Here is a 25,141-nt window from a genome sequence, read left to right on the forward strand (position 1 = left end):
AACTGGAGGAATGCAGTCGAATGTGGGAGCTGGCTTGCCTGTGATAGCCGCGACGCGGTCTAGAAGCAGGTACGCAGAGACTCAACCACCTGCAACTGCTCATCCACCAGGCAGCCCACCTGCCACTTGTCAAAGGTCAGGCAAGGGTGGGACGTACCAAACGAAATAATGTCACCAATGCGCAATTCCACCCCCGGCGCCACGGTCATGAACGCATGCTGGTCCATCACCGCCGTGACCTTGCACCCGCTCACATCATCCCCTTGCGCAGGCACGATCCCGGCCTTGTAGCGCTTGAGTGGCACCGGCAAACCGGCGTCGTAGGCCACGTCGCGCTTGCCCAGGGCAACCACCGCAAAACCAGGCTCCGGCAGCGACTGCACGTGCGCCCAGACTTCCATTGCCGGGCGCAGGCCCTCGTTGAGGTCGCTGCGGCGTTCGAGTACGCAGCACTGCGCTTCTTTGTAGATGCCATGGTCGTGGGCCACGTAACTGCCAGGGCGTAACACGCTGAGGAAGCGGCCGGCGGCGTTCTGCGTCTCGAACGACTCGGCGATCAGATCGTACCAGGCCGAGCCCGATGCGGTGATGATCGGCTTGGGCAGGTCGAACAGGCCGCTGTCTTGCAGCTCGACCGCCAGGCTCACCAGGCTGGCGGCGAAGGCGCGAATGCCACTGATGGCGTGCTCGCCGTGAATCACCCCTTCGTAACCCTCGATACCGGTGAGGGCCAATGCCGGTTGGGCTTTGATCGCCTTGGCCAGCTCACGCACCTCTTGCTCGCTGCGGCAACCGCAGCGGCCACCGACCACGCCGTACTCGATCATCACATTGAGGCGCTGGCCACGGGCGGCGAAGAACAGGCCCAGGTCGGCAACGTTGTCCGGGTGATCGACCATGCAATGGAAGTCAAAATCCTTATCGGCCAGCAGGTCGGCGATCAAGGCCATGTTCGGCGCGCCCACCAACTGGTTGGCCATCAGCACACGACGCACGCCGCTGGCGTAGGCGGCACGGGTCTGCACGGCGGTAGCCAGGGTGATGCCCCAGGCACCGGCGGCGATCTGGCGCTGGAACAGCGCGGGCATCATGCTGGTCTTGCCGTGGGGCGCCAGCTCGGCGCCGCTGCTGCGGACAAAGTCCTGCATCCAGCGGATGTTATGTTCCAGGGCGTCACGGTGCAGCACCAGGGCCGGCAGGCTGACATCGCGAACCAAATGAGCACCGACGGCGGCGGCACCTTTTTCAACGGCGTTGAGGGCAGACATGGAAAACTCCTATTCGTTGATGCGCCGGGCCAGGCTGTTGGCACTGTCGATCAGTACCCGGCGATAGTCGTGGTAGTTTTTGCTGGCATCGGCCCGGGGGGCGACGATGCACAGGGTCGCGATGCTGATGCCCTGGGCATCGCGCACCGGGGCGGCAAAACAATGGGTGAAGGTGTCAGCCACGCTGTCGAAGGAGAAGAACCCATCCAGGCTGGCCTGGCGGATCTGCGCCAGGAACGTGTCCAGCGGCAGGCGCAGGCCGTCCGGCAGGATGAAATCGTCGGGGTCGATCAGGTCGACGATCTGCTGGTCGCTCAAATGCCCTAGCAACAAGCGCCCCGAGGCGGTCCACGGAATGGGCGCGTTTTCGCCAATATCCGAAGAAATACGGAAATGCCGCTGGCCCTCGCGCATCAGCGCCACCGTGTATTTGCGCCCGTTGAGCAGGCACATCTGCGCGGTTTCGTGGGTCTGGCTGACGATCTCCTGCAAGGCGTGGTCGGCCTCGCGGGTCAGGTCGAAGTGACGCAAGTGTGCCTGGCCGAGGAAATACAGCTGCCGGCCCAGGTACACGTGGCCGTCCTTGCCCACGGTCTCCAGGATGCGCCGCTCCAGCAACGACGCCACCAGTTCGTAGACCGTGGATTTGGGGCTGCCAATGCCGCTGGCAATATCATTCGGGCGCAGGGGCTGGCCGATTTCCTTGAGAAAATCGAGGATATCGAACGCACGGTCCAGGCCTTTGGCGCGGCGTTTGATGGTGTCTTCGGTCATGGCAGTACTCGGTCCCGTTCCAGATGATCGTTCCCACGCTCTGCGTGGGAATGCATGCGGTGACGCTCTGCGTCACAAGCGCGGACGCAGAGCGTCCAAGGCGGTATTCCCACGCAGAGCGTGGGAATGATCAGTTAGGCCTTTTTCTTGTAGGCCACGCAATCGATCTCGACCTTGCAATCGACCATCATATTGGCCTGCACGCAGGCGCGCGCCGGGGCGTGTTCCGGGGTGAAGTATTCACCGAACACCTTGTTGAAACTCCAGAAGTCCCGTGGGTCTTCCAGCCATACGCCCACCCGCACCACATCCTTGAGCTCGTAGCCGGCTTCTTCGAGGATCGCCACCACGTTGCGCATCGTCTGGCGGGTTTGCTCAATGATGCCACCATTGATGATTTCACCGTCCACCGCAGGCACCTGGCCCGACACATACAGCCAGCCATCGGCTTCCACGGCGCGGGCGAACGGGCGTGGCTGGCCGCCACCTGCGGTGCTGCCGGTGCCGTAACGAGTAATGCTCATAAAAGTTGCTCCTTGTTAAAAACGAATGTTCTTGAGAAATTCCGCCAGTCGCGGCGACTGCGGCCGTTCGAAGATGTCCTTCGCGCTGCCCTGCTCTTCAATGCGGCCCTGGTTCATGAACACGATCTGGTCCGAGACTTCATAAGCAAAGCGCATTTCGTGGGTGACCAACAACATGGTCATGCCCTCCTCCGCCAGCCCCTTGATCACGCTGAGCACTTCGCCCACCAACTCGGGGTCGAGGGCTGAGGTGACTTCGTCGAACAACATCAGGCTGGGGTTCATGGCGATGGCGCGGGCAATGGCCACGCGCTGTTGCTGGCCGCCGGACAATTGACCGGGAAAGTGATTGCGGCGCTCCAGCAGGCCGACGCGGTCCAGCCATTTTTCGGCCAGGGCTACCGCTTCATCCTTGCCCATTTTCTTGACCTTGAGCAAGCCGAGGGTAACGTTCTGCAGCGCGGTCAGGTGCGGGAACAGGTTGAATTGCTGGAACGCCATGCCGGTCATTGCGCGGTGCTGGGCGATCACCCGCTCCGGGTGGCGTACGCGCTTGCCGCCAACATCGCTGTAGCCGATGGACTCGCCGTCCAGGGTGATCTGCCCGCCCTGGAACTCCTCCAGCAGGTTCACGCAGCGCAGCAAAGTGGTCTTGCCCGAACCGCTGGATCCGATCAACGTCACCACATTGCCGCGCTGCATGGACAGGTCGACGCCCTTGAGCACTTCCACCTGGCCGTATTGTTTACGCAGGCCACGAATGTCCAGCAGCGCTGGGTTGGTTTGAGCTTGATTCATGGCAAGGCCACCCGCTTTTCAATGTAGCGCCCGAATAATTCGATGGCGTAGTTGATGACAAAGAACAGAAACCCGGCGAACAGGTAGAACTCCAGGGTCATGAAGGTGCGCGCGATCACCTGCTGGGTACTGAGCAGCAATTCCGCCACGCCGATCACCGACAGCAAGGTGGAAGCCTTGACGATTTCCGTGGAGGAATTGACCCAGGTCGGCAAAATCTGCCGCAGCGCCTGGGGCAACAGCACATAGCCCAGGGACTGATAAAACGTCAGGCCAATCGCCTTACCCGCTTCCATTTGCCCACGGGGAATGGCTTGCAGCGCGCCGCGCACGATTTCCGACACATGGGAGCCACAGAACAAGGTGAGCCCGACCGCACCGGCCTGGAATGCACTGATCTGCCAGCCCAGGGCCGGTAGCATGTAGAAACACGCCAACACCAGCACAAACACCGGCGTGCCGCGGATCAAATCGACATACAGACGGAACGGCGCGCGCATCCAGAATTTGCCGTAGGTGAGGATCAACCCGGCGACGATGCCGATCAGGGTGCCAAAGATAATCGCCAGCGCCGAGACCGCCACACTGGCCTGGAAGCCAGCCCAAAGCGTTTCGCGGGCGATCCACAATTCATGCAGCCAACTGGGGGATTCGTACATGCAAACCCTTCCTTAACGACGGATCGCCAAACGCTGTTCCAGGTAACGGAGCAGCATGGCAATCAGGTAACAGGCAGCCACGTAGAGCGCGGTCGTGACCAGCCAGGTTTCAATCACCCGGTAGCTTTCGACGTTGATCTTGCGGGCGTAATAGGTCAGCTCCGGCACCGCGATCGCAGCGGCCAGGGAGGTGTCCTTGAACAGCGAGATAAAGTTGTTCGACAGCGCCGGCAGCACGTTGCGCAGCATCACCGGCACGGTGATGTAAGCGCGGATCCGCCATTTTCGCCCAGGCCGATGGCCAGGCCGGCTTCACGCAAGCCCTTGGGAATATTCACCAGGCCTGCGCGGAACACTTCGGTGAGGTAGGCACCGGCATACAGCGACAGGGTGATGATGAACGAGGGGATCTTGTCCAGGCGAATACCCAGGGAGGGCAAGGCAAAGTAGATCAACAGGATCAACACCAGGATCGGGGTATTGCGCACCACCGTCACATACACCGAGGCAAAAATACGCAACGCGCGGTGCCTGGAGAGCATGGCAAACGCCATCAACAGGCCGATCACGCAGCCGATGGCGATCGACAGCAACGCCAACTGCAGGCCCAGGCCCAGCCCTGCCAGCAAGGTGTCGAAATCACGCCAGACGGCGGCAAAGTTCAACTGATAGTTCATGGTCAGCAGCACCTGAAGGGGGCGTGTTCAGGCACGCCCCTATTGTTGCGGGTCACTTGAATTCCACGGGAAAACCAATCGCCGGCTCTGGCAGGTCCACGCCGAACCACTGCTTGAACGAGGCTTTGTAGGTGGGAAATTCCACACCGGTCATGGCTTCATGCAGCGCGGTGTTGACGAAATTCAGCCAGTCCTGGTCGCCGCGCTTGACCGCGCAGGCGTAGGTTTGCGGGCTCCAGGCATAAGTCGGGCTGCGATAACGACCGGGGTTCTGCACCATCAGGTATTTGACCGAGGACTGGTCGGTGGCGGCGGCATCGGCGCGGCCTGAGTTCACGGCCTGGTACATCAGGTCAACGCTGTCGTACTGGTCGACCTTGGCCTTGGGCAGCGCCTGATGCACCAGCTCTTCGGCATACACGTTCTGCAGCACGGCCACAGTAACGTCATCGCCTGCGGCTTGAAGGTCTTCGATTTCCTTGTACTTGCTGTTGTTGGGCAGCAGCAGGCCGACGCCTTCGCGGTAGTACGGCAGGGTAAAAGCCACCTGCTGCGCACGGCTGGCGGTAACAGTAATGAACTGGCAGCTCATGTCGACCTTGTCGGTGAGCAGGTTGGGAATACGTGCGTCAGACGACTGCACCACAAACTCCACCTTGCTCGGATCATTGAACAAGCCTTTGGCCACGATGCGGCCGATGTCGATATCAAATCCCTGCAACTTGCCATCCGCTCCCTGGAAGTGCCACGGCGCATTGGTACTACCTGTACCTACGATCAAGTGCCCACGCTTGAGCACATCATCAAGCTTGCTGTCCGCCGCCTGCACCACGCTGGCGAGGGAAGCCGATGCAACGACGAGAAAAACACACGCTTTGAATACGGAAGGTCGGTGATGCATGACAAGCACTCCAGGGATTGTGTATTCCGCTATACCGGAACTTGGTATGTAACAACGGAATAGACAGCAGAAAGTGTGCCACAGGTCCTGAAGGAAAAATATGCCGGGGTGAAAGTCGTTAGAGATCAGCAAGATAACGCTTGGAATAATTCCACGCCGTGACAGCATCTTTGCCACGGCTTGCTACTCAAGGCCCCACAGCGCTGTTACTGCGCACTCTCATGGGTCGCAGCGGTACGGCAGACCTGTGAAGGTTGACAGTAGACGCTACACATCTGCGGGCTTAGCGTTGGGAAAAACGATTGCGTCTTGAAGGGGGGATCATCATGGGCGTTGCAACGAGCAGAATTTCCAGCGCCAAGGCGTTCGAACGGTTACTGAACACACCACGCCCGGTATTCATTCTGTTTGTTTCCGAACACTGCCCTGCCTGCGTGCAGGCAGGGCCCTTGTTCGAACTGCACGCCTGGAAGCATCCCAGAGTCGTGAGCCTGGTAGTCGATTGCGCGCACACGCCGAGGCACCCTGACGTAACAGGCACCCCGACGCTGCTGATCTACCTGAATGGCGCCCTGGTAGAAAAATTCAAAGGCTTCGGCCCTCTGGAAGAGCAAGCGCCGTTTGTGCAGGACATCTTCAGTCGTTATGACCCGCGCCAGGGCGCAAATGCACCTGTGTCACTCGACGCTCCTCCACTTCAGCCACCGTCAAACGCCAGCCTTCATGCTCCAGGCTATCGCCCACCACCGGCAGGCGATCGAGCAGGCTCATCACCAAACCCGCCAAGGTCTGATAATCCCCAGTCGCCACCGCCTTGAAGCCCGTGCGCTGACGCACCAGGTTAAGGTTCAAGGCACCATTGGCACGGAAACCATCGCCGTCCTCGACAATGTCCGGCCCTTCGATTTCGCTGGCATCGGGCAATTCACCGGCGATGGACTCTAGAATGTCCGTCATGCTCAACACGCCCATGAAGTCCCCGAATTCGTTGATCACGAAGGCGATGTGGGTGGACTCCTGACGCATCTGCTCCAGGGCATTGAGGATCGAAAAGCTCTCCAGCAGGTTGATCGCCCGACGCGCCAGGTGTTCCAGGTTCGGCTCGTTACCGGCCAGGTACTCCTTGAGCAACTCCTTCTTGTGCACAAAACCCAGGGGCTCATCCACCGCACCGTTACGGATCAACGGCAGGCGCGAGTAGGACGAGTGCATCAGTTTCAGACGGATCGTCTCGGCGTCGTCCGCCAGGTCAATGCAGTCAACCTTGGCCCTTGGCGTCATCAGGGTGCGAATCGGCCGCTCGGCCAGTTGCAGCACACCACTGATCATCACCCGTTCACGTCGGTCAAACAGCGGGCCCTGCGCAGCATCCGGCTCACCCAGCAGGTCGGCGACCTCTTCACCCACCTCTTCCACCGCCAGGCTGCGACCGCCCAACAAGCGCATCACCGCATGGGCAGTGCGCTCACGCACAGGCAACACACCCTGTGCCGATTTCTTGCGACGGGCGCGGGCGATCTGGTTGAACACCTCGATCAGAATCGAGAAACCAATGGCCGCGTACAGGTAGCCCTTGGGAATATGGAAGCCCAAGCCTTCAGCGGTCAGGGCGAAACCGATCATCATCAAGAAGCCCAGGCACAGCATGATCACGGTCGGGTGCGCATTGACGAAACGGGTCAGCGGCTTGCTCGCCACGATCATCAGGCCGATGGACACGATCACCGCGATCATCATCACCGCCAGCTCGTCGACCATGCCCACGGCGGTAATCACCGCGTCGAGGGAGAACACCGCATCCAGTACCACGATCTGCGCGACGATCGGCCAGAACATTGCGTAAGCCACGTTGCCCTTGTGCTGCGCCACATGGCCTTCAAGGCGCTCATGCAATTCCATGGTGGCCTTGAACAACAGGAATATACCGCCGAACAGCATGATCAGGTCACGGCCCGAGAAGCTCTTGTCGAACACCTCGAACAGCGGCTGGGTCAGGGTCACCAACCAGGAAATACTCGCCAACAGGCCCAGGCGCATCAACAGCGCCAGGGACAAGCCGATCAACCGCGCACGGTCACGCTGCTCCGGCGGCAACTTGTCCGCCAGGATCGCGATAAACACCAGGTTGTCGATACCCAGCACCAGTTCCAGCACAATCAAGGTCGCAAGGCCGAGCCAGGCCGTGGGATCCGCTAACCATTCCATTTATAAATTCTCTGTCTTTAAAGTGTTCAGAACGCCAGGCACGGCAAAGTGCGGTCGTACGACCGGGACAAGGTTAGTTGACGGAATACGGGGTGTTTGAGCGGAAACAGCGACAGCGGTGGTCTTGGGGAAAGACGACTGGGAGGCTCCGAGAGGGTGTTCATGCAAGTCCTGAAATGACAAAAGGACTTGAATCCTACATTTGAAATACAAAATTCCCACAGCGCAAAACTATTACAAAACCTGTAAGCCCCTATCAGAAGCACAGCGATACTTGTGGGAGCTGGCTTGCCTGCGATGCAGGCACCTCGGTGTTGATCGTTCCCACGCTCCGCGTGGGAATGCCGCCTTTGACGCTCCGCGTCCCACCCGCGCAAGGGTGACGCGGAGCGTCACAGGATGCGTTCCCACGCTGGAGCGTGGGAACGATCTGTATCAGGTTTTACGAGTGGCATCGTCCAGCGCCAAGATGGTGTGGGCATTGGTGACAGTGGTGGCCAGCGTATTGATCACCCCCGAGCGCAACGCCCCCAAAGTCGCCGCCGCCTTGGTGTTTTCACTGGCAATCGCCACCACATCCGGGATGCGAAACAGCTCCTGCACCGTCAACCCGATTACTCGCCCTTGAATGGCGTTGACCGCCGGCTGGCCGTGAATGTCGATAAAGTCATAGCCCATCATGTCGCCCACGGTGCCAGACAGGCGCGCCTGGGCGATTTCCTGGGGCGAGAACCAGCCCATGCGCACCATGTTGCTGTTCTCGCTCATGTCGCCGATGCCGATCAGGGCAATATCGGCACGGCGGGCGCGGTCAAGGGTCGAACGCACCGTATCGTTGTTGATCAGCACCCCACGCAGCTCCGGGTTGGCCACCAGCGCCGGAGCGTAGAGGCTTTCACTCTCGCCACCAAAGCGCAGGGCCAGGCGTCGGCAGATGTGGTCAGGGTTCATGTATTCGCCGGCCTTGAGCGAACCGCCGATGGCACACACGAAGGTGCAGTTGCGGGTTACCGGCAGAAACACGTTGTCGGCCACCGCGCCGACGTTACGCCCCATGCCCACGGCCACGATCATGCCGTCGCCCAGGGTCTTGTTGAGGTAGTTGGCCACCAGGCTGGCGACCGCCGAGCGCTGGGTGTCGGGGTCGCTGTGGTCGACGGCGATCAAGGCGCGGTCAAGCTTGAAGCGCTCTACCAACGCCCGCTCCAGCTCGTTGTTCATCGCCGGGTGCTGCAACACGCGCACCTCGACAATCCCTTCATCGCGCGCACGCTTGAGCAGGCGGCTGACTTTGGCCCGCGACAGGTCAAAGCGCTTGGCAATGGCCTCCTGAGTGACGTTCTCAAGGTAATAGAGCATCGCCACTTCGGTCATCTGATCGATATCACTGGCCATGCGCTGGGTACTGTCACTCATGGGGACGGGCTTCCGTTTCGGCGTCAAAGGCGCATTCTCCCGACTCTTGCCCTGCGCCGTCCACTACTGATGCCCATCACGCTCGATCGCATTGATGCGCTCGACCTTGGCCCCGGACCGCACCGCTTCGAACTCCGAGGCCAAAAACGCACTGACGATACTTTTGGCCAACTCCGCGCCGATGACCCGCGCACCGATGGAGAGGATTTGCGCATCGTTGCTCTTGCGCGCCCGCTCCGCCGAATAGGTGTCATGGGCCTGGGCCGCACGAATGCCCAGCACCTTGTTGGCGGAGATGGCCATGCCAATCCCGGTGCCGCACACCAGCACACCTAGGCGCTGTTGCCCGGCATTGATGGCCGTGGCCACGGCCAGGGCGATGTCTGGGTACAGCACCGGCGCCATGGAATGAGTACCGAAGTCGGTCACCGGGTACCCCAACCCCTCGATATGGCGCTTCAACAGCTCTTTGAGCTCAAAACCCGCTTCATCACAACCGATAGCCACCGGGAAAGGTGTGTTCATGGCGCCTGGCTCCACTGATCAAATGATCACTTAGTGAAATATCTCTCACACATTTCGCAAGCATTCACCCCTTCCTGTCAAGCGAGATTTAGCTGACCCGCCAGTCAAAGCCCTATATAAAAGCAATCAACGGCTCACAGATGAGAATCACACCTTTTAAGTGAAAGAGATTGACTGATCAGAATTTCATTTGATAAACATATGATCACAGCGAAACATGACTGTGCGACCTAATAAGAATTCACAGCACGAGGACACGCCGATGGCCACGCCATTACTGCTCCAGGCTGAACATGTCGCCAAGGCTTATGCCGGGGTGCCCGCCCTGCGTGACGGGCGCCTTGCTCTGCGCGCCGGCAGCGTCCACGCCCTGTGCGGCGGCAACGGCGCCGGCAAGTCGACCTTCCTGAGCATCCTGATGGGCATCACCCAACGTGACGCCGGCAGCATTCTGCTCAACGGCGCACCGGTGCAGTTCAATCGCCCGAGTGACGCCTTGGCCGCCGGAATCGCGATGATCACCCAGGAGCTGGAACCCATCCCCTACATGACCGTCGCCGAAAACATCTGGCTGGGCCGCGAACCGCGCCGCGCCGGTTGCATCGTCGACAGCAAGGCCCTCAACCGCCGCACCCGCGAACTGCTCGAAAGCCTGGAGTTCGACGTCGACGCCACCAGCCCCATGCACCGCTTGAGCGTGGCGCAGATGCAACTGGTGGAAATCGCCAAGGCGTTCAGCCATGACTGCCAGGTGATGATCATGGACGAGCCTACCTCGGCCATCGGCGAGCGCGAGGCCGAAACCCTGTTCAAGGCCATTCGCCGCCTTACCGCACGCGGTGCCGGCATCGTGTACGTGTCCCATCGACTGAGCGAACTGGCGCAGATCGCCGACGACTACAGCATCTTCCGTGATGGCGCCTTTGTGGAAAGCGGGCGCATGGCCGATATCGACCGCGACCACCTGGTGCGCGGCATTGTCGGCCAGGAACTGACGCGCATCGACCACAAGGTGGGCCGCGAATGTGCGGCCAGCACCTGCCTGCAAGTCGACAACCTGAGCCGCAACGGTGAATTCCACGACATCAGCCTGCAACTGCGCCGTGGCGAGATCCTCGGCATTTATGGGCTGATGGGTTCCGGGCGCAGTGAATTCCTCAATTGCATCTACGGCCTGACCGTGGCGGATTCCGGCAGCGTTACCTTGCAAGGCAAACCCATGCCCATCGGCCAGCCGAAGGCGACCATCGACGCCGGCATGTCGCTGGTCACCGAAGACCGCAAGGACAGCGGCCTGGTACTGACCGGCAGCATCCTGTCCAACATTGCACTGTCGGCCTATAAGCGCTTGTCGAGTTGGTCGCTGATCAACGCACGCAAGGAAGCGCAACTGGCCGAAGACATGGTCAAGCGCCTGCAGATCAAGACCAGCTCCCTGGAGCTGCCGGTGGCGTCCATGAGCGGCGGCAACCAGCAAAAGGTGGTGCTCGCCAAATGCCTGTCCACCGAGCCGGTGTGCCTGCTCTGCGATGAACCCACCCGCGGTATCGACGAAGGCGCCAAACAGGAGATCTACCACCTGCTCGACCAGTTCGTGCGGGCCGGCGGTGCAGCCATTGTGGTGTCGTCGGAAGCCCCGGAGCTGCTGCATTTGAGTGATCGCATCGCCGTCTTCAAAGGCGGCCGGCTGGTCACCGTCAGCACCGACACCGCCCTTTCCCAGGAAGCCTTGTTGAGTCTTGCCTCATGAATGCCAAAACCATCGCCGCCCCCGTTACCGCCGCGCCGCGTAACCGCCTGCGCCTGTCCCTCGACCGCTTCGGCCTGCCGCTGGTGTTTATCCTGCTGTGCGTGGTAATGGCGTTTTCCAGCGAATACTTTATGACTTGGCGCAACTGGATGGACATCCTGCGCCAGACCTCCATCAACGGCATTCTCGCCGTGGGCATGACCTATGTGATCCTGACCAAGGGCATCGACCTGTCGGTGGGGTCGATCCTGGCGTTCGCCGGCTTGTGCAGCGCCATGGTCGCCACCCAGGGTTATGGCCTGTTGGCGGCGGTCAGCGCGGGGATGTTTGCCGGCGCGATGCTCGGGGTGGTCAACGGCTTTATGATCGCCAACCTGTCGATCCCGCCGTTCGTGGCCACGCTCGGCATGCTCAGCATCGCCCGGGGCATGACCTTTATCCTCAACGATGGCAGCCCAATCACCGACCTGCCCGACGCCTACCTGGCCCTGGGCATCGGCAAGGTCGGCCCGGTGGGCGTGCCGATCATCATCTTCGCCGTGGTCGCGCTGATTTTCTGGATGGTGCTGCGCTACACCACCTACGGCCGTTATGTGTATGCGGTGGGCGGCAATGAAAAAAGCGCGCGCACCTCCGGCATTGGCGTGCGCAAAGTGATGTTCTCGGTGTACGTGGTCTCGGGCCTGCTCGCCGGGTTGGCCGGCGTGGTGCTGTCGGCACGCACCACCTCTGCCCTGCCCCAGGCCGGGGTTTCCTATGAGCTGGACGCGATTGCCGCGGTGGTGATCGGCGGCACCAGCTTGTCTGGCGGCACCGGCAGCATTGTCGGCACTTTGTTCGGGGCACTGTTGATCGGCGTGATCAACAACGGCCTCAACCTGCTCGGTGTGTCCTCCTATTACCAGCAAGTCGCCAAGGGCCTGATCATCGTGTTCGCAGTCCTGATCGACGTATGGCGCAAGAAGAAACGCTGAAGAACGACCCATAACAATAACCGGAGTTCTACTTATGAAACTGGGTACCACCCTGGCCGCCGCGGCGGCCCTCTCCCTGCTCGCCAGCAGCATTGCCCTGGCAGCCGATGGCAAGACCTACAAGATCGGCGCAGCCGTCTATGGCCTCAAGGGCCAGTTCATGCAGAACTGGGTCCGCGAGCTCAAAGAACACCCGGCTGTCAAGGATGGCACCGTGCAGTTGACCGTGTTCGACGGCAACTACGACGCCCTGACCCAGAACAACCAGATCGAAAACATGGTGACCCAACGCTACGACGCGATTCTGTTCGTGCCGATTGATACCAAGGCCGGCGTCGGCACCGTCAAGGCCGCCATGAGCAACGACGTGGTGGTCATCGCCTCCAATACGAAAGTAGCCGATGCCAGCGTGCCGTATGTGGGTAACGACGACGTGGAAGGCGGCCGTCTGCAGGCCCAGGCCATGGTCGACAGGCTCAATGGCAAGGGCAACGTGGTGATCATCCAGGGCCCGATTGGCCAGTCGGCGCAGATCGACCGGGAAAAGGGCGAACTGGAAGTGCTGGGCAAACACCCGGACATCAAGATCATTGAGAAGAAAACCGCCAACTGGGACCGCGCCCAGGCCATGACCCTCACCGAAGACTGGCTCAACGCCCACCCCAAAGGCATCAACGGTGTGATCGCTCAGAACGACGACATGGCCCTGGGCGCCGTGCAGGCGCTGAAGTCCCATGGCCTCACCTCCAAGGACGTGCCCGTCACCTCCATCGATGGCATGCCGGATGCGATCCAGGCGGCGAAAAAGGACGAAGTCACCACCTTCCTGCAGGACGCCCAGGCCCAGTCCCAAGGCGCGCTGGACGTAGCACTGCGGGCCCTGGCCGGCGAAGACTACAAGCCGCAATCGGTGATTTGGGAGCGCTATGCCAAGGACCTGAAATGGGCCGACGGCACGGCCAAGAACTACATCCTGCCCTGGGTGCCGGTGACCAATGCCAATGCGGATGCGCTGTACAAGCAAGTCAGCGGCGGTAAGTAGTCAGTGGCTTTTGATCGTTCCCACGCTCCGCGTGGGAACGCATCCCGTGACGCTCCGCGTCACTTAACATCGGAACGCAGAGCGTTCCACGCGGCATTCCCACGCAGAGCGTGGGAACGAGGAGTCATTCATGTCTGGTTTCTGGAACCAAGCCTTCGACCTCAGCGGCCGTTGCGCGGTGATCACCGGTGGCGCCGCCGGCATCGGCCTGGCCTGCGCCACCTTGCTGGCGGAACGCGGCGCCCGGGTGGCGCTGCTGGACCGTGACCCGGCCGTGGTCGAGGTGGCCGCTAGCCTGGGTGCCGGGCACCTGGGCATTGCCGTCGACCTCGGAAAGATCGACCAGATACAACCGACCGTCGACAAGGTGTTCGCACACTTCCAACGCCTGGATTACCTGATCAACAGCGCAGGCGTGGTGCTGCTGGACAAGGCCATCGAGGTCAGCGAAAGCGCCTGGGACACCACCCTGGACATCAACCTCAAGGCCAGCTTTTTCATGGCTCAGGCCTGCGCCAGGCACATGATCGCCCAGGGCAGCGGGCGCATCGTCAACCTGGCGTCCCAGGCCGCCGTGATTGGCCTGGACCGTCACGTCGCCTACTGCGCCAGCAAAGCCGCCATCGTCGGCATGACCAAAGTATTGGCCATGGAGTGGGCGCCGCAGGTGAACGTCAATGCTATCTCCCCCACCATCGTCGAAACCGCCCTGGGTAAAAAAGCCTGGGCCGGCGAGGTGGGTGAGCGGGCCAAATTGCAGATCCCGGCAGGTCGCTTTGCCCAGCCGGAAGAAATCGCCGGGCTGGCGCTGTACCTGCTCAGCGATGCCGCGCAGATGATCACCGGCGCCAACATGGTGATCGACGGCGGCTACAGCATTCAGTAATTCATCGTTATGTCGTGAGGTTTTGTCATGTCCACTGTCACCGAACGCACACCTGAACAACTCGCCCCGAGTATCCCGAAAACCATGCAGGCTGTGGTCTGCCACGGCCCGGAAGACTACCGCCTGGAAACCGTCGACGTGCCCACCCCCGGCCCCGACGAGATCCTGACCAAAGTCGAGCTGTGCGGCATTTGCATGGGCGATATCAAGACCTATCGCGGCGCGCCGTCGTTCTGGGGCGATGCCGAGCAACCGCGCTACGTGAAACCACCGATGATCCCCGGCCATGAGTTCGTGTGCCGCGTGGTCGCCCTTGGACCAGGCGCCGAGAAGCGTGGCGTGGCCGTGGGTGACCGGGTGATCTCCGAGCAGATCGTGCCGTGCTGGGGCTGCCGCTTCTGTAACCACGGCCAGTACTGGATGTGCCAAAAGCACGACCTGTATGGCTTTCAGAACAATGTGCAGGGCGCCATGGCCCAGTACATGATCTTCACCAAGGAAGGCATCATCCACAAAGTGCCGGAATCCATCGCCCCCGATGAAGCGATCCTGATCGAACCCTTGGCCTGCTCGCTGCACGCGGCGGAACGCGCCAACGTCGACCATGACGACATCGTGGTAGTCGCCGGCGCCGGCACCCTGGGCCTGGGCATTATCGGCGCGGTGCGGCTGCGCAACCCGAAAAAGCTCATCGTGCTGGACATGAAACCCGAACGCGCCGCCCTCGCCCTGCGCCTGGGCGCCGACGAAGTGTGGAACCCGGCCGAAGTCGATGTGCTGGCGAAAATCCGCGAGATCACCGATGGCTATGGCTGCGACATTTATATCGAAGCCACCGGGCACCACAAGGCGGTGAACCAGGGCCTGGCGATGCTGCGCAAGCTGGGACGCTTTGTGGAGTTCAGCGTATTCAATGACGAGGCCACGGTGGATTGGTCGATCATCGGTGACCGCAAGGAGCTGGATATCCTCGGCTCGCACCTGGGGCCGTATATGTACCCCAGGGCCATCGACTTTATCGGCAACCGCAAGATCGATATGCGCGACGTGGTGACCCACAAGTTTGCGCTGGCAGATTTCAAGCAAGCGTTTGCAGTGATGGAGCGCGGCGATAACTCGCTGAAGGTTGTGCTCGAACCCTGAAAGTTTACTCAACCGCTTTTACTGTAGGAGCGAGCTTGCTCGCGAAGAACTCAAGGCCGCCACGCTGAATCAGACAGCCCGCGTCATCGTTGGCGTTTTTCGCGAGCAAGCTCGCTCCTACAGTTAATAAAAACAACAGGAACCCGCGTTATGAATCGAGTCATCAACGATCCCGACCAAGTGGTCGAAGACATGCTGCGCGGCATCCTGGTCGCGCACCCCGAACTGCGCCAGTACGAGAGCAACCCACGGGTCATCGTCAAGGCCAGGCCATCCGCCCAAGGCCGCGTCGGCATTGTCACCGGCGGCGGCTCCGGGCATGAGCCGGCGTTCCTCGGCTATGTTGGCCCAGGCCTGGTGGATGCGGTGGCCGTCGGCGAGATTTTTTCCTCGCCCACCGCCAAAAGCTTTTTCGACGCCTTCCGCGCCGCCGACCATGGTGCAGGCGTTGCCTGCCTGTATGGCAACTACGCGGGCGACAACATGAACGTGAAGCTGGCGATGAAAATGGCCGCCAGCAAAGACATGCGCATCCGCACGGTGGTCGCCAACGACGACGTGGCGTCCGCGCCCAAGGCCGACATCGCCAAGCGTCGCGGCGTGGCCGGGGAAATCTTCATGTGGAAGATCGGCGGTGCCGCCGCTGCCCAGCATTACGACCTGGACGGCGTGATTCGGGTGGCGCAGAAAACCGTCGACCACTGCCGCTCGATTGGTATCGGCCTTACGCCCTGCACCATCGCCGCGGTGGGCAAGCCCAATTTCCAGATTCCCGACGGCCAGATGGAATTGGGTATCGGCCATCATGGCGAACCGGGCATTGAAGTCGTCCCGATCGAGCCGGCCGCGGCCATGGCCGAGCGCATGCTCGCGCCGATCCTCGCCGACCGCGATTTCAGCCAGGACGACAGCCTGGTGGTGTTGGTCTCTGGCCTTGGCGCCACGCCGGTGATGGAGTTGTATATTTTCTACGCCGAGGTCGAAAAGCAGCTCCAGGCCAAAGGCTTGAAGATTCACCGTTGCTACGTGGGCAACTACTTCACTTCCCTGGAAATGATGGGCGTGACCTTGACCCTGCTCGGCCTCGACGCCGTGCTGAAAACCCTGATCGACCAACCCTGCCGCTCCATCGGCATGACCCAGGCGGAGTGAACCATGAGCCAGCATTTTTCCACCCATGATGGCAGCGCCATCGTCGCCGACCTGGTCCGCGTCATCGTGGCCAACCGTGAGTACCTCAGCGAAGTCGACGGCGCCATAGGCGATGGCGACCATGGCATCAACATGGCCAAGGGCTTTGCCCATTGCGGCCGCACGATCGAAGGCCGCCAACTGACCCTGGCCGAAGCCCTGGACGAACTGACCTTGAGCCTGATGGAAGGCATCGGCGGCTCCATGGGCCCGTTGTATGGCAGCCTGTTTATCGGCATGGCCGACGAAGTGCGCGGCCGTGAAGACATCGACGCCGCCACCTTCGCCCACCTGCTGCGCGGCGGCTTGACCTCGTTGCAGGACATCACCGAAGCGGGCGTGGGCGACAAGTGCTTGATGGATACATTGATTCCGGCGGTAGAAGCCTTTGAACGGGCGCAGGCGTCGGGGGCTTCGTTCAACGATGCACTCGATGCGATGAAAAGCGCTGCTTCTCAAGGGCGGGATTCGACCAAAGACCTGGTGGCCAAGATTGGCCGGGCCAGTCGCTTAGGCGAGCGTTCCCTCGGCGTTCTGGATGCCGGGGCGGTGTCGTGCTGCCTGATCCTTACGCAATTGGCGGACTCGATTAAACCCCGTTTGACCTGACATGATCGTTCCCACGCTCCGCGTGGGAACGATCGACAAGGGATTACCTGGTTTTCAGTACTGGGTTACCAGAACCGTTGCTGGGTCAAGCGGCTCCACCAGGTCAACAGCACCCGGTCTACCGAACCGCTGGCCGCCAGGCCCACGCGCTCTTGCAGGCTCTTACGCTCGGCATAGTGCAGGTGGAACACTTCGGCGGTCTTGGCCTTGGTGGCCAGGTATTCGTCGCTGGTTTGCAGCTCATCGACCAGTTGCTTGTCGAGTGCGGCGACGCCCAGCCACACTTCACCGGTAGCCACCTCGTCAATCGCCAACTGTGGGCGGTAGCGCGAGACGAAGTTCTTGAACAGTTGGTGGGTGATGTCCAGGTCTTCCTGGAACTTCTCCCGGCCCTTCTCGGTGTTTTCGCCGAACACTGTGAGCGTGCGCTTGTATTCACCGGCAGTCAGCACTTCAAAGTCGATGTCGTGTTTTTTCAGCAGGCGATTGACGTTGGGCAACTGCGCCACCACGCCAATGGAACCGAGAATGGCGAAGGGAGCGCTGATGATCTTCTCGCCGATGCACGCCATCATGTAGCCGCCGCTGGCCGCCACTTTGTCGATGCACACAGTCAATGGCACGCCGGCCTGGCGGATACGCGCCAATTGCGAAGAGGCCAGGCCATAGCTGTGCACCATGCCGCCGCCGCTTTCCAGGCGCAGCACCACTTCATCCTTGGGCGTGGCCAGGCTCAGCAGCGCGGTGATTTCATGGCGCAGGCTTTCGGTGGCCGAGGCCTTGATGTCACCGTCGAAATCCAGCACGAATACCCGTGGCTTGGCCTCGGGCTTCTTCTTGTCTTTCTTCTTTTCGGCTTTGCTTTCGGACTTGCGCAGGGCCTTGAGCTGGTCTTTGTCGAGCAGGCTCGACTCCAGGCGCTCGCGCAATCCCTTGTAAAAATCATTCAGCTTGCTGACCTGCAATTGGCCGGCGGATTTACGACGACCTTTACTGCGCAAGGCTGCAAAGCTGATCAGTACCACCAGAATAGCGACCACCAGGGTGACGGTCTTCGCCAGAAAGCTCGCGTATTCGGCCAAAAAATCCATATGTCTCCTTAAAAAAAGCACTGCGCCAGGCGCGGATGGCCCCAGCATACCGACGCCACCGCGAAGGAGCCAGTGATCAAACCGCCAGCAGGCGGGCTCCAACGCGCTTTTAAAACAAGCGTATGTTTTTTCATTGACAGCTCGCAGGCATCCTCATAACCTCGCCAGACTTTCAACGTACCGGGAAAACGGACGTGGGCAGCATTTATCTGATTCGACATGGCCAGGCCTCCTTCGGCGAAGACGACTACGACGTCCTCTCGCCCATTGGCGTGGAACAAGCGCAAGTGCTCGGTCGCCACCTGGCAGACCTGGGCATTGCGTTTGACCGCTGCATCGCCGGCGACCTGCGTCGCCAGCAGCACACCGCCAGCGCCACGTTCGATCAGTACAGCGCCCTGGGTTTGCCGGTGCCGGCGCTGGAAACCGACAGCGCGTTCAACGAGTTCGACGGCGAAGCGATTATTCGGGGCCTGTTGCCCGACCTGCTCAGCAGTGAACCGAATGCCGTGCATATCCTGCGCAATGGCCCGCAGAACCGCAGCGAGTTCCAGCGCATTTTCGCCCTGATCATCGAACGCTGGCTGGCCGGCACCTATGATCCGCCGGGGCTGGAAAGCTGGCTGGGGTTTGTCGAGCGGGTCCAGGGTGGCTTGCAGCGCATCCTTGAAGCCGCGAACCACACCGACAAAATCGCCGTATTCACCTCCGGCGGCACCATCACCGCCCTGCTCCACCTGATTACCCGAATGCCTGCCGCCCAGGCCTTCGAAATGAACTGGCAAATTGTTAACACCTCGCTCAACCAACTGAAGTTCCGTGGTCGCGAGGTGGCACTGGCTTCCTTCAACAGTCACGCCCACTTGCAACTGTTGAAGGCGCCGCAGCTCATCACTTTCCGATGAACTGCGGCCAACCGTGACCCCAAGGTCACTGGACTCTACCCTTAAGGATCGAAACCATGACTGACGTAGCTAAAGCCGTAGAAGCAATGAAAGCCAAATTCAACCCAAGCGCTGCCGAAGGCTTGGACCTGGTGTTCGGTTTCCGTATCGACGACAGCAAGAATTTCTCGCTGGTGGTCAAGGACAAGACCTGCGAACTCAAAGAAGGCGAAAACCCTGACGCTCAGGTCACTCTGGTGATGGACAGCGAAACCCTGGAAGGCATCGTCGACGGCTCCACCGACGGCATGCAGGCGTTCATGGGCGGCAAGCTGCGCGCCGAAGGCGACATGATGCTGGCGATGAAGCTGAGCGAGCTGTTCCCTTCCTGATTCAAGGGCAACCCTGAATGCTGATCCCGCCTCACCAGGCGGGATTTTTTTTGCCTGCATTCTCGCAGTGAATGAAGATCCCCTGTGGGAGCTGGCTTGCCTGCGATGGCATCCACTCCCTTTTCCGGACACACCGCGGCGCCTGTATCGCAGGCAAGCCAGCTTCCACAGAAAAGCGAATCCGCTTGGGTGCTCAGGGTTTTGGTTGTAACAGTAACGCCACCAACGCGCTCCAGCCTGTCTGGTGTGAAGCCCCCAACCCTCGCCCTGTCTCCCCATGAAAATATTCATGGAACAACACCAGGTCACGACTGGCCGGGTCCTCCTGCAATTGCGCATACCCCGCCATCGACGGCCGCACACCGTTCTCATCCCTGAGAAACAACCGCGTCAGCCGCCCGCTGAGGCTGTCAGCCACCTCCTCCAATGACGCCAGATACCCACTGCCCGTCGGGTACTCCACGGAAAAATGCTCCGCGTAATAGCGATGAAACTCGCGCAACGATTCAATCAGCATGTAATTCACCGGCATCCACAGCGGCCCGCGCCAATTGGAGTTGCCGCCGTACAAGCGTGAGTCGGATTCACCCGGCTGGTAGCGCGCGCACAAGGTGTCGCCATTCATCTTCAGCGCCAGGGGCTGCTCGGCGAACGCCTTGGACAGGGCGCGCACGCCAAAGGCCGACAAGAACTCCTGGTCATCGAGCATGCGCCGCAGCAAATCCTTGGTGCGTTCACCGCGCAGCAGCGCCAGCAACAGGCGGTTGCCCTGCCCCGGTTCGGTCCAGCGCGAAACCAGCCTGGCCAGGTCCGGCCGATGATGCATAAAACCCAGCAGGCGCTCGCGCAAGCCTTCCAGGCCTTCGTGCTCGCGCTGTTCCAGCACCAGCACCGCGAACAGCGGCATTAACCCGACGATGGAGCGCAGGCGCACCGGTTCGCTCTGGCCATCAGGGCGGTGCAGCACGTCGTAGAAAAACTGGTCCTGCTCATCCCACAAACCTTCGGCGCTGTCATCGACGCGGTTGATGGCGCCGGCGATGTAGAGGAAATGCTCGAAAAACTTCACGGCAATGTCCACGTACACCACATTACGCTTGGCCAACTCCAGGCCGATGCGCATCAGGTCCAGGGCATAAGCCGCCACCCAGGCGGTGCCGTCGGCCTGGTCCAACTGGTAGCCCGGCGGCAACGGGGCCGAGCGGTCGAACAAGGCGATATTGTCCAGGCCCAGAAAACCGCCCTGGAACAGGTTGCGGCCCTCGGCATCCTTGCGGTTGACCCACCAAGAGAAATTCAACAGCAGCTTGTGAAAGATCCGCTCCAGGAAATCCATGTCGCCCACGCCGGTCAGCGCCTTGTCCTGCTGATACACGCGCCAGCTGGCCCAGGCATGCACGGGCGGGTTGGCGTCGTCAAAGCGCCATTCGTAGGCCGGCAATTGGCCGTTGGGGTGCATGAAGCGATCCTTTACCAGCAACAACAGCTGTTGCTTGGCGTAACCAGGGTCGATCAGCGCGATGGCCACCGCCTGGAAGCCTTGGTCCCAGGAGGCGTACCAGGGGTATTCCCAGGTGTCGGGCATGGACAGGATGTCGAAGTTGGACAGATGCCGCCAATGGGTATTGCGGATGTGCAAGCGCTCGGGCGGTGGCGCAGGCTGGGCCGGGTCACCGTCGAGCCACTGGTTCACGTCAAAATAGTACAACTGCTTGGACCACAGCAGGCCGGCCAGGGCCTGGCGCTGCACATTGCGCGCATCTTCATCAGCGATGCCCTGTTGCAAGACCGCGTAGAAGTCATCGGCCTCCTGGCGGCGCTGTTCGAATAGCTTGCGTGCATTGACGTCTGGCGCGTCCAGAGGCGCAAAGCGCAGGTAGAGGGTTTTGCTTTCCTGGCCCGCCAGTTCAAGGGTGAAATGCGCGGCCACTTTAGTGCCCGCGTCCCGGCGAATCGCCGACTCGACCCCGCCCACCACATAATCGTTAATGCCATCCTTGAACGGCCCCGGCGCCGGTTGCCCGTCCAGTTTGGGCTGGTTGGTTTCGTTTTCACAGAACAGCCACTGCACGCCGTCCTGGCCCCAGGCACTGAGGCAGCGGTCATCAAGTTCATGATGACGGGCCAGCACCCGATCAACGTCCAGCCTCAAGCTGGGCTTGGGTGCATCGAAGGTCCAGCTCCAGTCATTGCGCGCCCAGAGCTGGGGCAGCACCTGCAGGCGTGTGGGTTGGTCCGAACGGTTCTGCACGGTGACGCGCATGAAAATATCGTCGGGCTGATGCTTGACGTATTCGACACTGACGTCGCAGTAGTGGTTGTCTGCAAACACACCGGTATCAAGGATTTCATACTCGGCATCATCCAGCCCACGACGGGCGTTTTCGGCGATCAGGTCGGCGTACGGAAAGGCCGCATGGGGGTATTTGTAGAGCATGCGCATGTAGGCATGGCTCGGTACGCCATCGACGAAAAAGTACAGCTCCTTGACGTCTTCACCGTGGTTGCCTTCGGCGTTGTTGAGGCCAAACAGACGCTCCTTGAGGATTGCATCGCGCTCGTTCCACAGCGCCAGGCCCAGGCACCAGCGTTGGGCCTTGTCACTGAAACCGGCCAACCCGTCCTCGCCCCAGCGATAGGCGCGGCTGCGAGCGTGTTCATGAGGGAAGTAGGCCCAGGCGTCACCGTCGGCGCTGTAGTCTTCGCGCACCGTGCCCCACTGGCGTTCACTCAGGTACGGCCCCCACTCGCGCCAACGTTCGGCGTGTTGCGTTGCCAGGCGCTGGCCTTCAAGGGTGCCCAGCAGGTTGGTTGCGGGTTTGGCCGTCATCGGATCCTCCTTCACCTACACAGTGAGGCGCAGTGTAGAGCGCAAGACCTCCGCGTGCACATGAAGACTTGGACGCAGGGCCAACTCATTCATTTGCAGAATGAAGTCCAGAGGAATCTTCGTTTGCAAGCCGGCCGGCCGCTCAACAAAATCGGGCAAAGGCCACGATCATCGCTCCAGTCATCAGGAATTTTTCTATGCACGCCACCGCCCATGTCAGCCCCGACGAGATCCGCAAGGGCTTTTCCAAGGCCATGTCCGACATGTATCGAGATGAAGTGCCCTTGTATGGCGCGCTGCTGGAGCTGGTGGCCCAGACCAATGCCCGCGTGCTCGACAGCGAACCAGGCCTGGCGCATCAACTGCAACGTACCGGCGAAATCCAGCGCCTGTACATGGAGCGCCACGGCGCCATCCGCCTGGGCACCGCTGCGGAACTGGCAACCATCAGCCGCTTATTCGCGGTGATGGGCATGCAACCGGTGGGCTACTACGACCTCACCCCCGCCGGCGTGCCCGTGCACTCCACCGCCTTTCGCGCCGTGCATGAACACGCGCTGCAAACCAGCCCGTTTCGCGTGTTCACCTCATTGCTGCGCCTGGAACTGATCGAAAACCCCGACCTGCGCGCCTTCGCCGAAAACGCCCTGGCCAAGCGCTCGATCTTCACCGCCGAAGCCTTGGCCTTGATCGAACAAGCACAAACCCAAGGCGGCCTGAATGCCAGCGACGCCGAGGCCTTTATCCGCCAGGCCCTGGAGACGTTCCGCTGGCACCACACTGCCACGGTCACGGGTGCCCAGTATCAGCAACTCAGCGACCAGCACCGCCTGATCGCCGACGTCGTCGCCTTCAAGGGCCCGCACATCAACCACCTCACCCCACGCACCCTGGACATCGACCAGGTGCAGGCGGCGATGCCCGGCAAAGGCATCACCCCCAAAGCCGTGATCGAAGGCCCACCTCGGCGCCAGTGCCCGATCCTGCTACGCCAGACCAGCTTCAAGGCCTTGGACGAACCCATCGCCTTCACCGATGCCCACGGCAGCCACAGCGCGCGCTTCGGCGAAATCGAACAACGCGGCGTCGCGCTCACGCCCAAAGGCCGCGCCCTGTACGACCAACTGCTGAACGCCGCCCGCGATGAACTCGGCACCTTCCCCAATGAAGCCAACGCCGAGCGCTATGTGCAATTGATGGCGCAGCACTTTCAAGCCTTCCCCGATAACTACCCGCACATGCGCGAGCAAGGCTTGGCGTATTTCCGCTACTTCGCGACCGATAAAGGCCTGGCAGCACGCGGCCAGGCCGACCAGCCCCGCACATTGGAGGGGCTGGTCAACGCCGGCCATGTGGAGGTGGAACCGCTGGTGTACGAGGATTTTCTGCCGGTCAGTGCGGCGGGGATCTTCCAGTCAAACCTGGGGGATGGAGCGCAGAGTCACTACGCGGGCAACTCCAACCGCGCGGCTTTTGAGCAAGCGCTGGGGCGCAGGACGATTGATGAGTTGCAGTTGTATGAGCAGACGCAGCAGCGCTCTATGGATATATGCGTTGAAACGCTGTTGAAATGACTGAACGCCAGGCGCCACGGCCTTGATGGTAACCACGATGCGAAGCGAGTCGCTCTTGATCTTGCTCTGCTTTTGATCTTGATCTCAAGCGCCCCGTTAAACCACGCTGGCCGAACGCAGGCTTGAATTCGTGGGTAACCCGGCAGGACGCCGGGTTAGCCGCCCCGCGCCATGGATGGCGCGTGGCGGCGGCCCACGGATTCAAGACTGTGTTCGGGCACACCGAGCCCAGGCGAGGTGCCGAGTGGTGGGGCAAGAGCGTTTTGCTTACTTTTGCGCTTTTCAAAAGTAAGACGCCGTCAGGGCGGAACCCTAAGCGGCCGTTACCGCAGCAATGGATATGTACACAATCCAACTGTGTCGCCTGCCAGGCCGCCTTCGCGAGCAAGCCCCACATTTGGACTGCGGCGCGTCAGGTAGATAAGTGTCGGCTGCCAGGCCGTCATCGCAGGCAAGCCAGCTCCCACATTTGGATTGCGGGGGTGTCAGGTGGATAGGCGTCGCCTGGAAGGCCGCCATCGCAGGCAAGCCAGCTCCCACAGGCAGCATTTGCAGCCGACCGATTCAGCCCCGTGTTGCATGAATTCTGAGGATGCCCACCCGGCTCAACAACGCAATCCTTGCGCCGCAACAAGCCCCAGAGCCGAGTGGACGGGGCGCATCATAAGGAGTGAAAGGGCATTTGTCCTCCAGACAATTCTGAACAAATATGCACATTCCAAATATGTGGCGAGGGATCGCTTAACCCAGCCGCCCCACAATTTCGTCTTTGACCAATAGCCGTTTCTTCTTCAGCTTTTCCACCTCCTCATCGCTGGCACTGGCTTTTTCCGCCGCCAGCACCTCCCCGTCGGCAGCATCATATTGGGTGAGCAACGAATCCAACCGTTTGTCCTGCGCCCTGCGTTCGTGAACAACTTCCTTGCTCAACCCCAAGTCCTGATACAGGTCGTGTTTCACTGGCATGGCGTACCTCCACAAATTGATCGATGGTCTACGCCCTTGAAGCTAGCCCATTCCAACCGGTC

At 60.8% G+C, this 25,141-nt stretch carries 23 protein-coding genes and 2 pseudogenes; 11 read left to right on the plus strand and 14 right to left on the minus strand.

Annotation, left to right across the window (positions count from 1 at the left end):
• Positions 1-59: 59 nt before the first annotated feature.
• The 7 genes and pseudogenes from GIW04_RS06460 to GIW04_RS06490 all read right to left on the minus strand — a co-directional run bounded on the left by GIW04_RS06460 (position 60) and on the right by GIW04_RS06490 (position 5,601).
• On the minus strand, positions 60-1,268 hold the full coding sequence (locus GIW04_RS06460) for an amino acid deaminase (RefSeq protein ID WP_034135842.1): 1,209 nt from the start codon (positions 1,266-1,268) through the stop codon (positions 60-62).
• A gap of 9 nt (positions 1,269-1,277) precedes the next feature.
• Complete coding sequence (locus tag GIW04_RS06465) at positions 1,278-2,042, minus strand: IclR family transcriptional regulator (protein ID WP_003191821.1); 765 nt, start codon at positions 2,040-2,042, stop codon at positions 1,278-1,280.
• Positions 2,043-2,176: 134 nt separating this feature from the next.
• The gene (locus tag GIW04_RS06470) at positions 2,177-2,566 is read right to left on the minus strand and encodes a RidA family protein (protein ID WP_003191822.1); all 390 of its coding nucleotides are present in this window, start codon (positions 2,564-2,566) and stop codon (positions 2,177-2,179) included.
• A gap of 15 nt (positions 2,567-2,581) precedes the next feature.
• Positions 2,582-3,364 (minus strand): amino acid ABC transporter ATP-binding protein, encoded by a 783-nt coding sequence (locus GIW04_RS06475; RefSeq protein WP_020301585.1) that lies wholly within the window; start codon positions 3,362-3,364, stop codon positions 2,582-2,584.
• Positions 3,361-4,023 (minus strand): amino acid ABC transporter permease, encoded by a 663-nt coding sequence (locus GIW04_RS06480; RefSeq protein WP_120248168.1) that lies wholly within the window; start codon positions 4,021-4,023, stop codon positions 3,361-3,363. Before GIW04_RS06480 ends, GIW04_RS06475 begins: the two co-directional genes overlap by 4 nt.
• 12 nt (positions 4,024-4,035) lie before the next feature.
• Positions 4,036-4,700, minus strand: a pseudogene (locus GIW04_RS06485) (amino acid ABC transporter permease).
• 52 nt (positions 4,701-4,752) lie between these two features.
• On the minus strand, positions 4,753-5,601 hold the full coding sequence (locus GIW04_RS06490) for a transporter substrate-binding domain-containing protein (RefSeq protein ID WP_003191830.1): 849 nt from the start codon (positions 5,599-5,601) through the stop codon (positions 4,753-4,755).
• 326 nt (positions 5,602-5,927) lie between these two features.
• Between GIW04_RS06490 and GIW04_RS06495 the strand changes: the two are divergent.
• Positions 5,928-6,200, plus strand: a pseudogene (locus GIW04_RS06495) (thioredoxin family protein); the annotation flags it as partial.
• 37 nt (positions 6,201-6,237) lie between these two features.
• On the opposite strand, the gene GIW04_RS06500 reads toward GIW04_RS06495, so the two are convergent.
• From GIW04_RS06500 to rpiB, 3 genes are all read right to left on the minus strand, one after another.
• Positions 6,238-7,806: a TerC family protein gene (locus tag GIW04_RS06500; protein ID WP_057710421.1), complete on the minus strand. Its 1,569-nt coding sequence runs from the start codon at positions 7,804-7,806 to the stop codon at positions 6,238-6,240.
• A 435-nt stretch (positions 7,807-8,241) separates the two neighbouring features.
• On the minus strand, positions 8,242-9,222 hold the full coding sequence (locus GIW04_RS06505) for a sugar-binding transcriptional regulator (RefSeq protein WP_003191835.1): 981 nt from the start codon (positions 9,220-9,222) through the stop codon (positions 8,242-8,244).
• 63 nt (positions 9,223-9,285) lie between these two features.
• Positions 9,286-9,747 (minus strand): ribose 5-phosphate isomerase B, encoded by a 462-nt coding sequence (gene rpiB, locus GIW04_RS06510; protein ID WP_120248169.1) that lies wholly within the window; start codon positions 9,745-9,747, stop codon positions 9,286-9,288.
• A gap of 262 nt (positions 9,748-10,009) precedes the next feature.
• Between rpiB and GIW04_RS06515 the strand changes: the two genes are divergently transcribed.
• From GIW04_RS06515 to dhaL, 7 genes are all read left to right on the plus strand, one after another.
• Positions 10,010-11,497, plus strand: a complete 1,488-nt coding sequence (locus GIW04_RS06515) for a sugar ABC transporter ATP-binding protein (RefSeq protein ID WP_120248170.1) — start codon at positions 10,010-10,012, stop codon at positions 11,495-11,497.
• Positions 11,494-12,471: an ABC transporter permease gene (locus GIW04_RS06520; RefSeq protein ID WP_120248171.1), complete on the plus strand. Its 978-nt coding sequence runs from the start codon at positions 11,494-11,496 to the stop codon at positions 12,469-12,471. Before GIW04_RS06515 ends, GIW04_RS06520 begins: the two co-directional genes overlap by 4 nt.
• Before the next feature lie 34 nt (positions 12,472-12,505).
• Positions 12,506-13,513, plus strand: a complete 1,008-nt coding sequence (locus GIW04_RS06525; RefSeq protein WP_120248172.1) for a substrate-binding domain-containing protein — start codon at positions 12,506-12,508, stop codon at positions 13,511-13,513.
• Between the two features lie 130 nt (positions 13,514-13,643).
• Entirely contained in the window at positions 13,644-14,399 is a 756-nt protein-coding gene (locus GIW04_RS06530) for an SDR family oxidoreductase (RefSeq protein WP_003191843.1), read from the plus strand.
• Positions 14,400-14,426: 27 nt separating this feature from the next.
• Entirely contained in the window at positions 14,427-15,542 is a 1,116-nt protein-coding gene (locus GIW04_RS06535) for an MDR/zinc-dependent alcohol dehydrogenase-like family protein (RefSeq protein ID WP_120248173.1), read from the plus strand.
• 150 nt (positions 15,543-15,692) lie between these two features.
• Positions 15,693-16,694, plus strand: coding sequence for a dihydroxyacetone kinase subunit DhaK (locus GIW04_RS06540; RefSeq protein ID WP_236478948.1), 1,002 nt, complete (start codon positions 15,693-15,695; stop codon positions 16,692-16,694).
• Positions 16,695-16,697: 3 nt separating this feature from the next.
• Complete coding sequence (gene dhaL / locus GIW04_RS06545) at positions 16,698-17,342, plus strand: dihydroxyacetone kinase subunit DhaL (RefSeq protein ID WP_057710418.1); 645 nt, start codon at positions 16,698-16,700, stop codon at positions 17,340-17,342.
• 65 nt (positions 17,343-17,407) lie between these two features.
• On the opposite strand, the gene sohB is transcribed toward dhaL, so the two are convergent.
• Both sohB and GIW04_RS06555 read right to left on the minus strand, forming a co-directional pair.
• Positions 17,408-18,433 carry a protease SohB gene (gene sohB, locus GIW04_RS06550; protein WP_032896860.1) on the minus strand — a complete coding sequence of 342 codons (1,026 nt, stop codon included), beginning with the start codon at positions 18,431-18,433 and terminating at the stop codon, positions 17,408-17,410.
• An 8-nt stretch (positions 18,434-18,441) separates the two neighbouring features.
• Positions 18,442-18,654, minus strand: a complete 213-nt coding sequence (locus tag GIW04_RS06555) for a hypothetical protein (protein ID WP_138183563.1) — start codon at positions 18,652-18,654, stop codon at positions 18,442-18,444.
• Here GIW04_RS06555 and GIW04_RS06560 point away from each other — a divergent pair.
• Both GIW04_RS06560 and GIW04_RS06565 read left to right on the plus strand, forming a co-directional pair.
• Positions 18,628-19,338 carry a histidine phosphatase family protein gene (locus GIW04_RS06560; protein ID WP_120248175.1) on the plus strand — a complete coding sequence of 237 codons (711 nt, stop codon included), beginning with the start codon at positions 18,628-18,630 and terminating at the stop codon, positions 19,336-19,338. The genes GIW04_RS06555 and GIW04_RS06560 overlap by 27 nt on opposite strands.
• 56 nt (positions 19,339-19,394) lie before the next feature.
• Complete coding sequence (locus tag GIW04_RS06565; RefSeq protein WP_003191854.1) at positions 19,395-19,709, plus strand: SCP2 sterol-binding domain-containing protein; 315 nt, start codon at positions 19,395-19,397, stop codon at positions 19,707-19,709.
• Between the two features lie 193 nt (positions 19,710-19,902).
• Here GIW04_RS06565 and GIW04_RS06570 read toward each other — a convergent pair whose 3' ends face one another.
• A complete protein-coding gene (locus GIW04_RS06570; RefSeq protein ID WP_120248176.1) occupies positions 19,903-22,539 on the minus strand; it encodes an MGH1-like glycoside hydrolase domain-containing protein in 2,637 nt (878 codons plus the stop codon).
• A 197-nt stretch (positions 22,540-22,736) separates the two neighbouring features.
• On the opposite strand from GIW04_RS06570, the gene hglS reads away from it, so the two are divergent.
• Positions 22,737-24,113 carry a 2-oxoadipate dioxygenase/decarboxylase HglS gene (hglS, locus tag GIW04_RS06575; protein WP_120248177.1) on the plus strand — a complete coding sequence of 459 codons (1,377 nt, stop codon included), beginning with the start codon at positions 22,737-22,739 and terminating at the stop codon, positions 24,111-24,113.
• A gap of 741 nt (positions 24,114-24,854) precedes the next feature.
• Here hglS and GIW04_RS06580 read toward each other — a convergent pair.
• Positions 24,855-25,079, minus strand: a complete 225-nt coding sequence (locus tag GIW04_RS06580; RefSeq protein ID WP_003191862.1) for a DUF465 domain-containing protein — start codon at positions 25,077-25,079, stop codon at positions 24,855-24,857.
• Positions 25,080-25,141: the final 62 nt, after the last annotated feature.

Origin of the sequence: Pseudomonas sp. PA-4-8C, assembly GCF_021606625.1 — a bacterium.
Taxonomy (GTDB): domain Bacteria; phylum Pseudomonadota; class Gammaproteobacteria; order Pseudomonadales; family Pseudomonadaceae; genus Aquipseudomonas; species Aquipseudomonas lactis.

Excerpts from the sequence above, each read along its gene's own strand:
- GIW04_RS06555 (WP_138183563.1), bottom strand. The coding sequence starts at position 18,654 with ATGTCGAATCAGATAAATGCTGCCCACGTCCGTTTTCCCGGTACGTTG.
- sohB (WP_032896860.1), bottom strand. The coding sequence starts at position 18,433 with ATGGATTTTTTGGCCGAATACGCGAGCTTTCTGGCGAAGACCGTCACC.
- GIW04_RS06475 (WP_020301585.1), bottom strand. The coding sequence starts at position 3,364 with ATGAATCAAGCTCAAACCAACCCAGCGCTGCTGGACATTCGTGGCCTG.
- GIW04_RS06480 (WP_120248168.1), bottom strand. The coding sequence starts at position 4,023 with ATGTACGAATCCCCCAGTTGGCTGCATGAATTGTGGATCGCCCGCGAA.
- hglS (WP_120248177.1), top strand. The coding sequence starts at position 22,737 with ATGCACGCCACCGCCCATGTCAGCCCCGACGAGATCCGCAAGGGCTTT.
- GIW04_RS06465 (WP_003191821.1), bottom strand. The coding sequence starts at position 2,042 with ATGACCGAAGACACCATCAAACGCCGCGCCAAAGGCCTGGACCGTGCG.
- GIW04_RS06490 (WP_003191830.1), bottom strand. The coding sequence starts at position 5,601 with ATGCATCACCGACCTTCCGTATTCAAAGCGTGTGTTTTTCTCGTCGTT.
- rpiB (WP_120248169.1), bottom strand. The coding sequence starts at position 9,747 with ATGAACACACCTTTCCCGGTGGCTATCGGTTGTGATGAAGCGGGTTTT.
- dhaL (WP_057710418.1), top strand. The coding sequence starts at position 16,698 with ATGAGCCAGCATTTTTCCACCCATGATGGCAGCGCCATCGTCGCCGAC.
- GIW04_RS06470 (WP_003191822.1), bottom strand. The coding sequence starts at position 2,566 with ATGAGCATTACTCGTTACGGCACCGGCAGCACCGCAGGTGGCGGCCAG.
- GIW04_RS06505 (WP_003191835.1), bottom strand. The coding sequence starts at position 9,222 with ATGAGTGACAGTACCCAGCGCATGGCCAGTGATATCGATCAGATGACC.
- GIW04_RS06525 (WP_120248172.1), top strand. The coding sequence starts at position 12,506 with ATGAAACTGGGTACCACCCTGGCCGCCGCGGCGGCCCTCTCCCTGCTC.
- GIW04_RS06530 (WP_003191843.1), top strand. The coding sequence starts at position 13,644 with ATGTCTGGTTTCTGGAACCAAGCCTTCGACCTCAGCGGCCGTTGCGCG.
- GIW04_RS06580 (WP_003191862.1), bottom strand. The coding sequence starts at position 25,079 with ATGCCAGTGAAACACGACCTGTATCAGGACTTGGGGTTGAGCAAGGAA.
- GIW04_RS06460 (WP_034135842.1), bottom strand. The coding sequence starts at position 1,268 with ATGTCTGCCCTCAACGCCGTTGAAAAAGGTGCCGCCGCCGTCGGTGCT.
- GIW04_RS06535 (WP_120248173.1), top strand. The coding sequence starts at position 14,427 with ATGTCCACTGTCACCGAACGCACACCTGAACAACTCGCCCCGAGTATC.
- GIW04_RS06515 (WP_120248170.1), top strand. The coding sequence starts at position 10,010 with ATGGCCACGCCATTACTGCTCCAGGCTGAACATGTCGCCAAGGCTTAT.
- GIW04_RS06520 (WP_120248171.1), top strand. The coding sequence starts at position 11,494 with ATGAATGCCAAAACCATCGCCGCCCCCGTTACCGCCGCGCCGCGTAAC.
- GIW04_RS06565 (WP_003191854.1), top strand. The coding sequence starts at position 19,395 with ATGACTGACGTAGCTAAAGCCGTAGAAGCAATGAAAGCCAAATTCAAC.
- GIW04_RS06540 (WP_236478948.1), top strand. The coding sequence starts at position 15,693 with ATGAATCGAGTCATCAACGATCCCGACCAAGTGGTCGAAGACATGCTG.
- GIW04_RS06570 (WP_120248176.1), bottom strand. The coding sequence starts at position 22,539 with ATGACGGCCAAACCCGCAACCAACCTGCTGGGCACCCTTGAAGGCCAG.
- GIW04_RS06500 (WP_057710421.1), bottom strand. The coding sequence starts at position 7,806 with ATGGAATGGTTAGCGGATCCCACGGCCTGGCTCGGCCTTGCGACCTTG.